Source organism: Trinickia sp. (genome assembly GCF_051961175.1).
GTDB lineage: Bacteria > Pseudomonadota > Gammaproteobacteria > Burkholderiales > Burkholderiaceae > Trinickia.
Genome location: NZ_JBQCDN010000421.1, coordinates 1 through 12727, shown reverse-complemented (window position 1 = coordinate 12727; position 12727 = coordinate 1). Strand labels below are relative to the sequence as shown.

General features: G+C 62.1%; 12 protein-coding genes. 6 read left to right on the top strand and 6 right to left on the bottom strand.

The window, feature by feature from the left end:
• The first annotated feature begins 60 nt into the window (after nucleotides 1-60).
• From pqqC to pqqE, 3 genes are read left to right on the top strand one after another with little or no spacing between them, the layout of a single operon-like run.
• Entirely contained in the window at nucleotides 61-801 is a 741-nt protein-coding gene (gene pqqC / locus ACTHL0_RS23845) for a pyrroloquinoline-quinone synthase PqqC (protein WP_440569450.1), read from the top strand.
• 56 nt (nucleotides 802-857) lie between these two features.
• A complete protein-coding gene (gene pqqD, locus ACTHL0_RS23840) occupies nucleotides 858-1115 on the top strand; it encodes a pyrroloquinoline quinone biosynthesis peptide chaperone PqqD (RefSeq protein ID WP_440569483.1) in 258 nt (85 codons plus the stop codon).
• Nucleotides 1116-1120: 5 nt separating this feature from the next.
• Entirely contained in the window at nucleotides 1121-2356 is a 1236-nt protein-coding gene (gene pqqE / locus ACTHL0_RS23835) for a pyrroloquinoline quinone biosynthesis protein PqqE (protein WP_440569449.1), read from the top strand.
• 58 nt (nucleotides 2357-2414) lie between these two features.
• On the opposite strand, the gene ACTHL0_RS23830 is transcribed toward pqqE, so the two are convergent.
• Together ACTHL0_RS23830 and ACTHL0_RS23825 are read right to left on the bottom strand one after the other, a co-directional pair.
• A complete protein-coding gene (locus ACTHL0_RS23830) occupies nucleotides 2415-3419 on the bottom strand; it encodes a beta-propeller fold lactonase family protein (protein ID WP_440569448.1) in 1005 nt (334 codons plus the stop codon).
• Between the two features lie 402 nt (nucleotides 3420-3821).
• Nucleotides 3822-5387, bottom strand: coding sequence for a Na+/H+ antiporter (locus ACTHL0_RS23825; RefSeq protein ID WP_440569446.1), 1566 nt, complete (start codon nucleotides 5385-5387; stop codon nucleotides 3822-3824).
• Between the two features lie 317 nt (nucleotides 5388-5704).
• Between ACTHL0_RS23825 and ACTHL0_RS23820 the strand changes: the two genes are divergently transcribed.
• Both ACTHL0_RS23820 and ACTHL0_RS23815 read left to right on the top strand, forming a co-directional pair.
• Nucleotides 5705-5959: a DUF2866 domain-containing protein gene (locus tag ACTHL0_RS23820; RefSeq protein ID WP_440569445.1), complete on the top strand. Its 255-nt coding sequence runs from the start codon at nucleotides 5705-5707 to the stop codon at nucleotides 5957-5959.
• Between the two features lie 134 nt (nucleotides 5960-6093).
• A complete protein-coding gene (locus ACTHL0_RS23815; protein WP_440569444.1) occupies nucleotides 6094-6486 on the top strand; it encodes a DUF6232 family protein in 393 nt (130 codons plus the stop codon).
• A 161-nt stretch (nucleotides 6487-6647) separates the two neighbouring features.
• Here the strand turns inward: ACTHL0_RS23815 and ACTHL0_RS23810 are convergent, their stop codons facing one another.
• Nucleotides 6648-9101, bottom strand: a complete 2454-nt coding sequence (locus ACTHL0_RS23810) for a glycogen/starch/alpha-glucan phosphorylase (protein ID WP_440569443.1) — start codon at nucleotides 9099-9101, stop codon at nucleotides 6648-6650.
• Between the two features lie 231 nt (nucleotides 9102-9332).
• Here ACTHL0_RS23810 and ACTHL0_RS23805 point away from each other — a divergent pair, with 231 nt between their 5' ends.
• Nucleotides 9333-9572, top strand: coding sequence for a hypothetical protein (locus ACTHL0_RS23805; RefSeq protein ID WP_440569442.1), 240 nt, complete (start codon nucleotides 9333-9335; stop codon nucleotides 9570-9572).
• Between the two features lie 50 nt (nucleotides 9573-9622).
• Here the strand turns inward: ACTHL0_RS23805 and ACTHL0_RS23800 are convergent, their stop codons facing one another.
• From ACTHL0_RS23800 to gndA, 3 genes are all read right to left on the bottom strand, one after another.
• Entirely contained in the window at nucleotides 9623-10333 is a 711-nt protein-coding gene (locus ACTHL0_RS23800; protein WP_440569441.1) for a peptidoglycan DD-metalloendopeptidase family protein, read from the bottom strand.
• A gap of 249 nt (nucleotides 10334-10582) precedes the next feature.
• Complete coding sequence (locus tag ACTHL0_RS23795; protein ID WP_440569440.1) at nucleotides 10583-10909, bottom strand: DUF4148 domain-containing protein; 327 nt, start codon at nucleotides 10907-10909, stop codon at nucleotides 10583-10585.
• Nucleotides 10910-11119: 210 nt separating this feature from the next.
• A complete protein-coding gene (gene gndA / locus ACTHL0_RS23790) occupies nucleotides 11120-12529 on the bottom strand; it encodes an NADP-dependent phosphogluconate dehydrogenase (RefSeq protein WP_440569439.1) in 1410 nt (469 codons plus the stop codon).
• Nucleotides 12530-12727 lie beyond the last annotated feature (198 nt).

The following is a 12727-nucleotide window of genomic DNA, read 5'->3' as shown; positions in this document are numbered from 1 at the left end:
AAGCAAGGCCAGCACGCCGGCTCACCCGCACTCGACACCGTAAAGAAGAGGCGAGATTCGATGACGATGGACGACTGCTACGGCACGGCGCCCGTGCGCCGGCCCGACCCCGCGCAACCGGCATTGAGCCGTGCGGCATTCGAGGACGCGCTGCGCGCGAAAGGCGCCGGATATCACATCCACCATCCGTTCAACGTGCGGCTCAATTCGGGCCGCGCATCGGTCGAGCAAGTGCGCGGCTGGGTGGCCAATCGCTTCTACTACCAGATCAATATTCCGATCAAAGATGCCGCGATTCTTTCGAATTGCCCCGATCGCGAGACGCGCCGCCAGTGGGTCATGCGCATGCTCGATCACGACGGCTACGGCGATAACGCCGGCGGCATCGAAGCGTGGTCGCGCCTGGGACAAGCCGTCGGGCTCACACGCGATTCGCTGTGGTCGCTCGAGCACGTCACCCCGGGCGTACGCTTCGCCGTGGACGCCTATGTCAACTTCGCACGCCGCGCGCCCTGGCAGGAAGCGGTTTGTTCGTCGCTGACGGAGATGTTCGCACCGCAAATCCATAAGGACCGGTTGGCTGCATGGCCCCAGCATTATCCGTGGATCGACGCCGCGGGGCTCGCGTATTTTCGCTCGCGCATTCCGCTGGCTCAGCGTGACGTCGAGCATGGCCTGAAAGTGACGCTCGACCATTTCACCCGGCGCGATCAGCAAGAGCGCGCGTTGACGATCCTCCAGTTCAAGCTCGACATTCTATGGTCGATGCTGGACGCTATCGAGAAGGCCTTTCCCCAATGAACACCGAATCGCCCAAGCTGGACGCCGCCGCTCATGACGCACGCAGCACGTCAGCCATGCAAGATAAGCCGCTACGTCTGAATCCGCTGTTCCGGTTGCAATGGGAAAGCGCGCAAAACGCCTACGTGCTGCTCTATCCCGAGGGCATGGTCAAACTCAATCAGAGTGCCGGCGAAATTCTGAAGCGCTGTGACGGCACGCGAGCACTCGATGCCGTGATCGCCGAACTCGAAACGGCCTTCAATACAAGCGGCATTGACGGCGAAGTGCGCGCGTTCGTTGATCAAGCGCGAGCGCGCGGTTGGTTGGTATAACGCTCATGGCCGATCTCACGTCAGCCGAGACCGTGGCCATTGACGTTGCCGCCACCTCGCCCAGCGAAGCCGCGGGCAGCATCGCGCCGCCGCTCTGGTTGCTGGCCGAACTCACGTATCGATGCCCGCTCCATTGCGCGTTCTGCTATAACCCCGTGGACTATGCCGCGCATCGACGCGAGCTCGATACCGATCAGTGGATCGCTGTGCTTTGCCAAGCGCGCGCACTCGGCGCGGCGCAACTCGGGTTGTCCGGCGGCGAACCGCTTTTACGCGACGATCTGACGACGCTCGTGACCGAAGCACGCACGCTCGGCTTCTACACGAACCTGATTACATCCGGCGTTGGCTTGACCGATCAACGGCTCGGCGAACTCAAGGCGGCCGGTCTCGATCACATCCAGCTTTCCTTTCAGGATTCCACGCAGCAACTGAACGACTTCCTGAGCAACACGCGGACATTCGATCTAAAGCGCCGGGTCGCGCAATCGATCAAGGCGCATGGCTTCCCGATGGTGCTGAACTGCGTGCTGCATCGCTATAACCTGCCGCACGTCGATAAAATCATCGACATGGCGCTGGCGATGGGTGCCGAATATCTCGAACTCGCCAATACGCAGTACTACGGCTGGGCCCTCGAAAACCGCGCTCAATTACTGCCGACGCGCGAACAGCTCGACGAGGCAGAGGCCGTCGTCGAGCGTTACCGTCAGTCGCATGGTGATCGGTGCCGAATCTTTTTCGTCGTGCCCGACTACTTCGAAGCGCGGCCCAAGCGCTGCATGAACGGCTGGGGCTCGGTGTTTCTCGGCGTGGCGCCCGATGGTACGGCCCTGCCCTGTCACGCGGCACGCGGCCTTCCCGGCCTGGTATTGCCGAACGTGACCGACACGCCACTGCGTGAAATCTGGTACGAAAGCACCGCATTCAACGGTTTTCGCGGTTTGGACTGGATGAAAGAGCCGTGCCGTAGCTGCGAGGAAAAGTCGAACGATCTGGGCGGCTGCCGCTGCCAGGCGTATCTGTTGACCGGCGATGCAGCCAATGCGGATCCCGTCTGCGACAAATCGGGCGATCACGAGCGGATCGTGCGATTCGTCGAGCAAGCGCAGGCTCGCGGACGCAGCAGCGAAACCGAGGCGGCCGAACGCCCCATTCTTTTTCGTAACGACGCGAACTCGCGCAGGCTAACGGCACACGGCAACGACAACCGCAACGGCCGCAGCGAACCCGGTCAGTGACCGGGGCCGCAATGAGCTCGCGGCAGAACGCGCGCCGCGGCACGCATGCCATTGAAGTTCAGCGCGATTCTATCGAGCCATCGCTGGGCGGATAAGTCACGATCCCCCATGCAAGCGGCAGATCGCCGATCTGTTTAATGACACCGTAGTCGTGTGCATCGATGACGTATACAGCGTCCGAGCGGCCACAGGCCAGCAGCAGCTTTGCTCCATCGGGCGTGAAGCTGAAGTGCCAGCAGCGCTTACCCACGGGCACCCGGGCAATGGGCGTGAAATCTTTCGCGTCGAACACCTGCAGGGTTTGGTCGCGCGCCGCGGCGACGAACAGCCGTTTTCCGTCAGGACCAAAGGCCACGCCGTAGGGGCCGAGTTGGGTGTCGACCGTGTTGACGACATGAAAGTCATGCGCGTCGAGCACAATCATTTTGCTCAGCGATTCGAGCGTCACCACATATTGCGTGCCGTCGGGCGAACGGCGGATGCCGCGTGGCCGGCCACCGGCCGGTAGTTTTACGGTCTTGATCGGCTTGCCGTCGCTCGCGTCGTAGACGGAGACCGTATCGTCACCTTCGTTCGTGACGAGCATTTGCTTGCCGTCGCGCGAGAATTCGACGCCTTCGGTTTCATGACCGCTCGTGACCGAATGCACCGTCTGCCACGTCTTCAAATCGACGATCGCAATCTCGGCCGGCGGCTTGGCCGCGTCGTCGTCATCGCCGGCGCCGGGCTTGCCCGATGAGCGATCGGCGGGTTTGCCGGACTCGCCGGGTTCGTAGGTCACGTATGCATAGCCGCCATGCACGCGGACGTACTCGGGGTTCTTGCCGATTTCCACGCGGTTGACGATCACCCCCGTCGACGTGTCGACAGCGGCGAGTTCTCCGGTGGTCTTGTCGGCGACGATGAGCCGCGTGCCGTCCTCGTTGAGGCTGAGCCCTCGCGGACCGGCCGGTCCGATCGAAAACGTCTTCTCGAGCGTCAGGCTGTCGAGGTCGATCACACCGATACCGGCCTTCTCGCTCGTGACGTAGGCAAGCGGTGCCGCGTGCACCAAGCTTGCCATGAACGACGCCGCCGCAGCGGCGATGAGCGGCCGCCGAACGCGGACCGCCGTGTGTGGAGTCCTCTGCACATCGTTCTCCGTTCCAATGCCCTCGGCCGCGCTTCAGTCGAAGTCAGCGCACTGAATTCGCCGGAGCGGCGAGTTGCCGTATCCGGGCCAGGCCGGGATCAAGCAGAGTTCGTGCCGAGCGCGCCGGGCTGCGGCCGAACCGGCGCCAGCAGCATGCCTGTTGTCGATCGCGATAGTCTTGCAGCTATCGGTGGGATGGTATGTCCCACCTCTGAGGACAGAGTGTCACGGGCGTCGGGCAGCGCCGCAGCGTCTTTGCGATGCGCCTGACGCGCGACACGTATCCGCCCGCTTCCTACTTATCGACCCATCATGGTTGCCGCATTCGAGGGCTTATGCCACCTCAGTCCCTCCAGCTGACAGCTCGGCCCAATCCAACTCCTGAACGAGGAGGCGATACGCCTGGTCACCGATGACTTCCTGATCGCGAAGCTCGATGACTTTGCGGCGGGCGGCCGCAATTGCATTCCGCCGCAGCGGTCCGCCCGGAACTTCGCTGAGCGGATACTCACGATCTTCGTTGGCATTGAGCTCGACCACGGCCTGATATTCCTTCCTGAGCAGCTTCGCGTGCATGGAATCATCGGAGCCGATCGAATCGAGCAGCGCCCGATAAATCAACGTCCGGCCGTTGCGCACTTCGGTGAAAACCAGATCGTCTTGAGATAACTTCAGCTGGCGGATAAGGGGTTTCATCGTCAGCCCCTGAATGACCAGCGTGCCGAACGTCACAGCAAACGCGCACAGAAGGATGATGTCGCGATAGGGAAACGGCGCCCCATTGGGCAACGTCTGCGGAACCGCGAATGCCGCGGCCAGCGTCACGATGCCTCGCATGCCTGCCCAGGAAACAACGAGGCGAGCCCGCACCGATGTCTTCGGACGCTTCTCGGGGGCGATCTTCTTGTTTTGCCGGGCCATGACCAGCCCGTAGCTCATCACCCAGATAAATCGCGTCGCGATCGCGACGCCAAGAACAGCAACGCCGACGACGATCGCATCGGCGCGGGACGTGTTGCTGCCCAGGCGCTCCCAAATCGGCCTTAGCTGCATACCGATCAGAACGAACGCAAACGCATTCAAGATGAAGACCACGGTCTCCCAGACCGCGAGGATCGGGACACGCATTCGCGCGGCCATCCGCGGCCCGCCTCCACGGGCAATCGTCATGGCGAACGCCACCATCGTCAGAATGCTGGAGAGGCCGATTTTATCGGCGAGCATCCATACGCCGAAGGTCGCGGCGAACTGGAGAATCAACGCGGTGGGGACGTGGTCGGACGCGGTCGTCACCGGGCGCAGGACGAATGCCAGCGCGATGCCCGCCGCGATGCTGCCGAACACCGTCAGCAGAAAGATCGGCACGTAATCGTGTGCCCCCACGTGGCCAGCCATCACGGACATCAACGCGAGGCGGTACACAAACAATGCGCTCGCATCGTTCAGCAGACTCTCACCTTCCAAAATGCTGAGAACACGATGCGGTAACCCGACTTGGCGCATGACCGCCGTCGCCGCCGCGGCATCCGGCGGCGCGACGATCGCCCCCAGAGCAATGGCAACGGACCACGGCATGCCCGGCACCAGCCAGCGGCAGGCACACGCCACGGCTATGACCGTGGTGCCCACCGCGGCGATCACGAGCCCGGTGACGGGACGCCAGTTTGCCCGCAAATCGCGAAGCGATGTGTCATAGGCCGCATCCAGCAGCACGGGGGCGACGAATAGAGTGAGGGCTAATTGAGGATCGAGCGACCACCGCGGGGCCGCGGGCAGGAAGGCCAGACCCGCGCCGCCAAGTGCGAGCAACGTAGGATACGGCGCACCGATCCTGCGAGCCAGTTCAGCCAGGAAGGCGGCGGCGATGAGCAGCAGGATGATCCATTCAAAGGTCGCCACGTTCGATTTCCATCAAACTCACGGAACCGAAGTCCAGCAGGGTTGCCAGCGCTGCCATTCGTCTCCTTAAATGTGTAACACCGCAATACAGGCTGTACGCCACGAGACACGCAAATCCTTGTATTTCAATGTGTTAGCGGCTTTTTCCGAATTCGCCGACACACCCACCGCTTAAGTTTGGCTTAATTCTGACCTGCGACTATGCACCCATACCACCCCTGTTGAGCCGCCGGAGCATCGGCGGCGTTTTTTTAGTCTCTTTATTCCTTACGCGTGGCGGCCGCACAGCCCGTGCGGTGCCGTAACAGGAAACGGCGATGATCGAAGATACCGTGTTCAAGCATATGCGCACGAAGCTCAAGCGCGAGCATAAACTCCCGGTCCAAAGCTGCCGCGTGTCAATGCCCGTGCAGCGCCCCTGGGGGCGTACTTACCGGCTGGTCGAATGGACCATGCATAAAGATTCGCCTTCCTATCGCTGCGTGGTGCCGGCCGAGTATACCGATACCGATATTGCCCGGCTCGTCGCATCGCACGTTCCGGGGCGCGTGTACGCCGACGAAGTCTGCTGAGGCTGGTCTGAGGCCGACGCAGCGGCCAACGTCGATGCCCAGGCCCCAACCGGGCCTGCCGCCGCATTCGATCACGCGGCGGGCCGATATCTGCTAGGCTGCCGGGCTATCTACCTCCACTCCAACGTTTCTCGATGGACAACACCTTCAACGAGCGTGGCGTCATGATCACGCGCAACGGGCTGAGCGCGGGCGGCCAGATTTTTTCGTTGCGCGAGATTCAGAGCACACGCATCGAGACCATTCAAAAGAACAAGGTTCTGCCGCTCACACTATCGCTGTCCGGCGCGGTGGTCGGCATCGCCGGCGGGATTGCAGCCTCCGGCGCGGCGTTGACGCTCGGCGTGATGTTGATCGTCGTGGGCTTCCTGGCGTGGACCACGCAGGACATCAAGCATCGGCTCACCGTGTCGACACAAGGCGGCGATCGCGAAGCCCTGACAAGCCCCGATCCCGACTTCGTCAAACGCGTCGAACAAGCGCTGCAAACCGCACTGGCATCGATTCGAAGCACGGCAACGCAATAACGCCCGGTCACGCACCGTCACATACGGTATCGGGCGGGAGGCAGAGTCACCCCTACCGTCCCCTCACACCACCGTACCTGCGGTTCCGCAAACGGCGATCAAGAACACTGCATCAAACCCGCTTCCAAGTAGCGCCGGGCTTGCAGCAGCGGGCCCCCGCCTCACTCCACCGACAACGGCTTGACGCGCCAAATCCGCTTCGCGTACTCGTCGATCGTCCGATCGGAAGAAAACCGTCCCATCCCGGCCACATTCTCGATCGCGCTCGCCGTCCACGCACGCGGGTCTCGAAAACGCGCATCGACGGCATCCTGAGCCGCCGCGAACGCAGCGAAATCAGCCAACACCATGTAGTGATCGCCCCAATCCACGAGTGTGTGGAAGATGTCGGAAAACCGATGCGGGTCGCCATCGGAGAAGTAGCCGGTCCGGATCTGATCGAGCGCCAGGCGCAATTCCGGATTGTGCTCGTAAAGCTCCCTGGGCCGATAGCCCGACGCGCGCAGTTCGCTGACGCCATCGGCCGTATGCCCGAAGATGAACAGGTTCTCGCGGCCGACGGCTTCGCAGATTTCGATGTTCGCGCCGTCCATCGTGCCGATCGTCAACGCACCGTTCAACGCCAGCTTCATATTGCCCGTGCCGGATGCTTCGGTGCCGGCCATCGAAATCTGTTCCGACAGATCCGCAGCCGGAATCAACGCCTCTGCCACGCTGACACCATAATTCGGCACGAACACCACCTTCAACAGATCGCCGATGGCCGGATCGTGATTGATCTTCTCGCTCACGTCGCCAATCAGTTTGATGATGGTCTTCGCCATCTTGTAGGCCGATGCGGCCTTGCCGGCGAAGATGACGACGCGCGGCACCCAATCGTCGTTCGGCCGCGCGAGAATGCGGTTGTAGCGAACGATGACGTGCAGCACGTTCAACAGTTGCCGTTTGTATTCGTGAATGCGCTTCACCTGCAGATCGAACAGCGCATCCGGGTGAACCGTGCAGCCCGTTTCGTGCAGCAGACGCTGTGCGAGGCTGATCTTGTTGCGCCGCTTCGCCGCGCGAAACTCCGATGTGAAGGCCGCGTCGTTCTTGAGTTCGCGCAGCTTCGTGAGTTCGAACAGATCGGTGCGCCAGCGTGGGCCAATATGCTTGTCGATCAAGGTCGATAGCGGACGATTCGCCTGCGACAGCCATCGCCGCGGCGTAATGCCGTTCGTCACATTCGTGAAGCGCTCGGGGAAGAAGCGCGCAAACTCGCTGAAGAACTCCTTCTCCATCAATTGCGAATGCAGCTGCGACACGCCGTTGACCTTCTGGCTCGCGACGATCGCCAGATGCGCCATGCGTACGCGGCGTTGCCCATATTCGTCGACGAGCGACACGCGGCGAATCACCTCGATGTCGTGACCGAAATGCTCGCTCGCCTCCTTCAGAAAACCCGCATTGATTTCGAAGATGATTTCGAGGTGCCGCGGCAACAAGCGCGCGAGCATATCGACATCCCACGTTTCCAGCGCTTCGGGCATCAACGTGTGATTCGTATACGAGAAGATCTGATGCACCATCTTCCACGCGCGATCCCACGGCACGTGATGGACATCCACGAGCAACCGCATGAGTTCGGGGATCGCCAGCACCGGGTGGGTGTCGTTCAGATGAATCGCGACTTTCTCGGCGAACCGCCCGAACGTGCTGTGCGTTCTCTGATAGCGGCGAATCAAATCCTGCATCGTCGCCGAGACGAAAAAATACTCCTGGCGCAGCCGCAATTCGCGGCCAGCGGGCGTGGAGTCGTCGGGGTACAGCAAGCGCGACACGTTTTCGGAGTGCTCCTTCGCTTCGACCGCGCGGCGATAGTCGCCCTGGTTGAAGGCCGATAGATCGAGTTCCTCCGTTGCGCGTGCGGACCACAGCCGCAGCGTGTTCGTCGCGCTCGTGCCGAAGCCGGGGATCACCGTATCGAAGGCCATCGCATTGACATGCTCGGTATCGACCCACTCGGAATGGCCGTCCCGAGCGATCGTCCGGCCGCCGAAGTGAACGATGTACTGGACCTCCGGCCGCGGAAACTCCCAGGGATTCCCCGCACGCAGCCAATAGTCCGGAGTCTCGACTTGCTCGCCGCGCACGATCTGCTGACGGAACTTGCCGTAGTCGTAGCGAATCCCATAGCCGACGCCGGGAATCGCCCGCGTCGCCATCGAATCGAGGAAGCAAGCGGCCAGGCGGCCGAGGCCCCCATTGCCGAGCGCCGCATCGGGCTCGAGGTCGATCACCGCTTCCATATCGACGCCGAGCCCCCCCAGCGCTTCCTTCATTTGCTCGTGAATGCCGAGCGCGAGCAAAGCGTTCGTGAACGTGCGGCCGATGAGGAACTCCATCGACAGGTAATACACACGCTTGACGTCTTGCTCGTACTGCTGCCGCGTGGTTTTCATCCAGCGGGCGACGAGCCGGTCGCGCACGGCGAGCGCCGCGGCGTTGAGCCAATCCTGTGGTCTGGCCGCGACGGCGTCTTTGCCGACGCCGTACATCAATCGGTTGGAGATGGAGCGCTTCAGCGCATCGACGGTACTGTTGAGCTGGTCGAATTCCAGATCGACGGCTGTCATCGAGTGCCTCCTCTGGCAACGAGCGGCATGTGCCTGGGTGAAGTGCGGCCCCAGGCGCCTGCCGCGGACGGACATGTGCAGGTTACGCCATTTTGAGCAGGCGTGAAGGCACGCATCCAAGCGCAATCGACGCGTTTCAATCGATGCGCGCGAGCACGACATTGGCGCACCGGCGAACGCCGGCCTAGTATGAAAGAAATGAAAGAACGGCCGCGCTCATCGGAGATCGATATGACAACGCAGACGAACATCCATTCGGTCATCGGCATGCTTCACGCGCAAGAACTCCTGACGCTCTCGGTCATCCGCGCGCTGCCACCCGAAACGCGAGGCCGAATCGCCGACGAATTGAAAGCGCACGCTGAGCTAGCGACGCAGCCGCAACCCAGTGCGTCCGGAGAACGCGACTCGCTCGAGGCATTCCGCACACACGTTAAACGGCTTTCGATTTTGCTGGCGTCGATGTCCTAAGGGCATGAAGCACAGTCAGTGCCCGACCTTGGCGGACGGGCTCTGCACGCTCAACGCGGCAGATAGGCGAGCGGATCGACAGGCTTGCCAGCGCGACGGATCTCGAATTCGAGTGTGCCGCGGCCGGAGGCATCCGTGCCCATTTGCGCGAGCTGTTGCCCCTTCTTGACGACATCGCCCTCTTTGACGATGACATCGCCGTTCACGGCATAGCCGGTGACGACGTCGCCGCCATGTTTGACCACGACCAGCGACTTATATTGGTCGATCCCGGTGCCGACGTAGATGACGCTGCCATCGGCAGACGCCTTGACCGGCTCGCTCGGTTGCCCCGCAATGATGATGCCCTTGACGTTACCGGCATCGGTCAGCCGCGTAACCTGACCATAGGCCGGCCACGCGGGACGCACGACGATCCCCTCGCTCGTGCCGGCATTCACCGGGTTGATGCCGGGCGGCGGCGCCACACGCACGACTTGACCCGGCGTCAGCATCGCCGTGCGGGGCAAGTTGTTCCATACGGCCAGATCGTCCACCTTCTGGCCGAACGCCATCGCGATACCGGCCAGTGTGTCGCCCGGGTTGACGCGGTAATAGCCGGCCGGCACGCCCGTGCGCTGCGGCGGTTGCGATTGCGATGCGAATGGCGACCGGCTGAACCAGTCGTCCGTTGCACAGCCCCCTAGAAATGCCGCGCCGGCCAAAACCAACGCGGTCTGCGCCCACGCGCGGCGCTGTCGTACTGAAATAACCGTCTTCACCCTCGGCCCTCGATCGATGCGATGTTGCCTTTTTAAAACCCGATTCGCCGGCTGACTGACAAATACCTTGCGCCGGCGACCGGACGTATCTCGTCCTTCACGATCGTACTCGCCGGAGCATCGTACACGTTCACGCGGGAAGACAAAACGACACTGGCCCGCACTCCGCGTGGGAGATGCGAGCCAGTTGGGGCAGCCAACCGATCGCCAGGGGGTGCGATCGCGTTGCGTCAGGCGGCCCGGCGGGCCTTAGTTGCCGAAATACGGCGACTGCGTATCGCCTTCGCTCGGCATGGCGCGTTGCATTTGAACCGGGGCCGGCGCACCGGACTGCGACGTGCCTGCCGCGGCACCGCCGTATCCTTGCTGCTCATTCAGACGACGCTCGGCCGCCTGGATATCGTCCGGATAATACGGGCTCTTGGCAGCCGGGTTGTAACCTGCTTGTTCCACGTTGATCAGATCCTGCCGCACCTGAGCCCGCGTGACCGGGCCATTGGTGTCCGACTGCGCGAACGAGGCAACCGGAATCGACAAAGCGGAAGCCGCAACCATTGCGTACACGAGTGACTTCATGATCTACCTCCGAACTGTGGTTCGCCGCATGCGGAATGCCGCAGCGATTAACCACAGTTTAGTCACTCAATCACCTAGGGAAAACCACTAACTCGACGATATAGAATTTCCAAAAGAGCAACAATAGCGGCTTCTGTCACAAATTAGCCTGTGCAATTTACCGTCAATCGCGCATTTTTTGCACATAGCTTGCGTCAGATGGCGCTCAACCTATGCCCATGTCGCGTGGAAACTCCCCTCGCGGTCGATCCTCTCGAACGTATGGGCGCCAAAGAAATCGCGCTGCGCCTGGACGAGGTTCGCCGGCAGCCGCTCGGAGCGGTAGGCGTCGAAGTACGCGATGGCCGAGGCGAACGCGGGCACCGGCACGCCAGCGTTGACCGCCGCAACGACGATCTCGCGCAGGGATGCCTGATAGCGCTCCGAAATCTCGCGGAAATACGGATCGAGCAGCAAGTTGGCCAGCGCGGGATCGTGCGTGTACGCATCGGTGATCTTCTGCAGGAATCGCGCCCGGATGATGCAGCCGGCACGGAAGATCTTGGCGATACCGCCGAAATCGAGGCTCCAACCGTACTCTTCGGAAGCGGCGCGCAACTGGGCGAAGCCTTGAGCGTAGGAAATCACTTTGCTCAAATACAGGGCACGACGCACCGCTTCCACAAAAGCCGCGCGATCGCCGGTGAAGGGCTTGGATTCGGGCCCGCTCAGCACCTTGCTCGCGGCGACGCGTTGCGATTTCAACGATGAGAGCACCCGCGCGAAAACCGACTCGGTGATCAGCGGCAACGGCACGCCGAGATCGAGCGCGTTTTGGCTCGTCCACTTGCCCGTGCCTTTTTGCGCGGCTCGATCGAGGATTACGTCGACGAGATCGCGTCCCGTCTCCTCGTCGCGTTTGCCGAAGATCTTGGCCGTGATATCGATCAGGTAGCTATCGAGTTCGCCCGCGTTCCATTCGGTATAGACCTTGCCCAGTTCGGCGTTCGTCAGCCCCGCCACCTGCTTGAGCACCGCATAGCTCTCGGCGATCAACTGCATATCGCCGTATTCGATGCCGTTGTGGACCATCTTCACGAAGTGACCGGCGCCGTCGGGGCCGATGTAGGCCACGCAAGGCTCGCCATCTGGCGCTTTCGCCGCGATCTGGGTCAGAATCGGCGCCACGAGGTCATAGGCGTCGCGCGGGCCGCCGGGCATAATCGCCGGCCCCTTGAGCGCACCTTCCTCGCCCCCCGACACACCGGTGCCGATGAAATGCAGGCCGGCTTGCGCCAACTCCTGATTGCGGCGGATCGTATCGGTGAAATGCGTATTGCCGCCGTCGATCAAGACGTCGCCCTTATCGAGCAGCGGCTTGAGGGCCGCGATCGTCGCGTCCGTCGGCGCGCCGGCCTTCACCATCAGCAAAATCCGCCGCGGCTTTTCGAGCGATTCGACGAATTGCTCGAGCGAGTGCGCCGGCACGAGTTTGCGATCGGGATACCGCGCGACGAGTTCGTCTGTCTTCTCGCGGCTGCGGTTGTAGACCGCGACGCTGTACCCGCGGCTCTCGATATTGAGCGCGAGATTACGGCCCATCACCGCGAGCCCGACAACGCCGATGGCTGCTTTGCTCATATTAGGATTCTCCAAGATGCCGACGTGCCGGCGGATCGCGCCGCACACGCCAAGACGGACCGGCCGTCAACGATAAGAAGCCGAGGGAACAGCGCGGGCGGCCAATGCGCTCAGCGCTTCGCCGCACGGCGCCTGAACCTTCAGCGAGAACAGCGCATCGGCACGCGTCACCCCGATATTGATCGCGGCAATCGGCAT

Excerpts from the sequence above, each read along its gene's own strand:
- pqqC (WP_440569450.1), top strand. The coding sequence starts at position 61 with ATGACGATGGACGACTGCTACGGCACGGCGCCCGTGCGCCGGCCCGAC.
- pqqD (WP_440569483.1), top strand. The coding sequence starts at position 858 with ATGCAAGATAAGCCGCTACGTCTGAATCCGCTGTTCCGGTTGCAATGG.
- pqqE (WP_440569449.1), top strand. The coding sequence starts at position 1,121 with ATGGCCGATCTCACGTCAGCCGAGACCGTGGCCATTGACGTTGCCGCC.
- ACTHL0_RS23830 (WP_440569448.1), bottom strand. The coding sequence starts at position 3,419 with ATGGCAAGCTTGGTGCACGCGGCACCGCTTGCCTACGTCACGAGCGAG.
- ACTHL0_RS23820 (WP_440569445.1), top strand. The coding sequence starts at position 5,705 with ATGATCGAAGATACCGTGTTCAAGCATATGCGCACGAAGCTCAAGCGC.
- ACTHL0_RS23815 (WP_440569444.1), top strand. The coding sequence starts at position 6,094 with ATGGACAACACCTTCAACGAGCGTGGCGTCATGATCACGCGCAACGGG.
- ACTHL0_RS23810 (WP_440569443.1), bottom strand. The coding sequence starts at position 9,101 with ATGACAGCCGTCGATCTGGAATTCGACCAGCTCAACAGTACCGTCGAT.
- ACTHL0_RS23805 (WP_440569442.1), top strand. The coding sequence starts at position 9,333 with ATGACAACGCAGACGAACATCCATTCGGTCATCGGCATGCTTCACGCG.
- ACTHL0_RS23795 (WP_440569440.1), bottom strand. The coding sequence starts at position 10,909 with ATGAAGTCACTCGTGTACGCAATGGTTGCGGCTTCCGCTTTGTCGATT.
- gndA (WP_440569439.1), bottom strand. The coding sequence starts at position 12,529 with ATGAGCAAAGCAGCCATCGGCGTTGTCGGGCTCGCGGTGATGGGCCGT.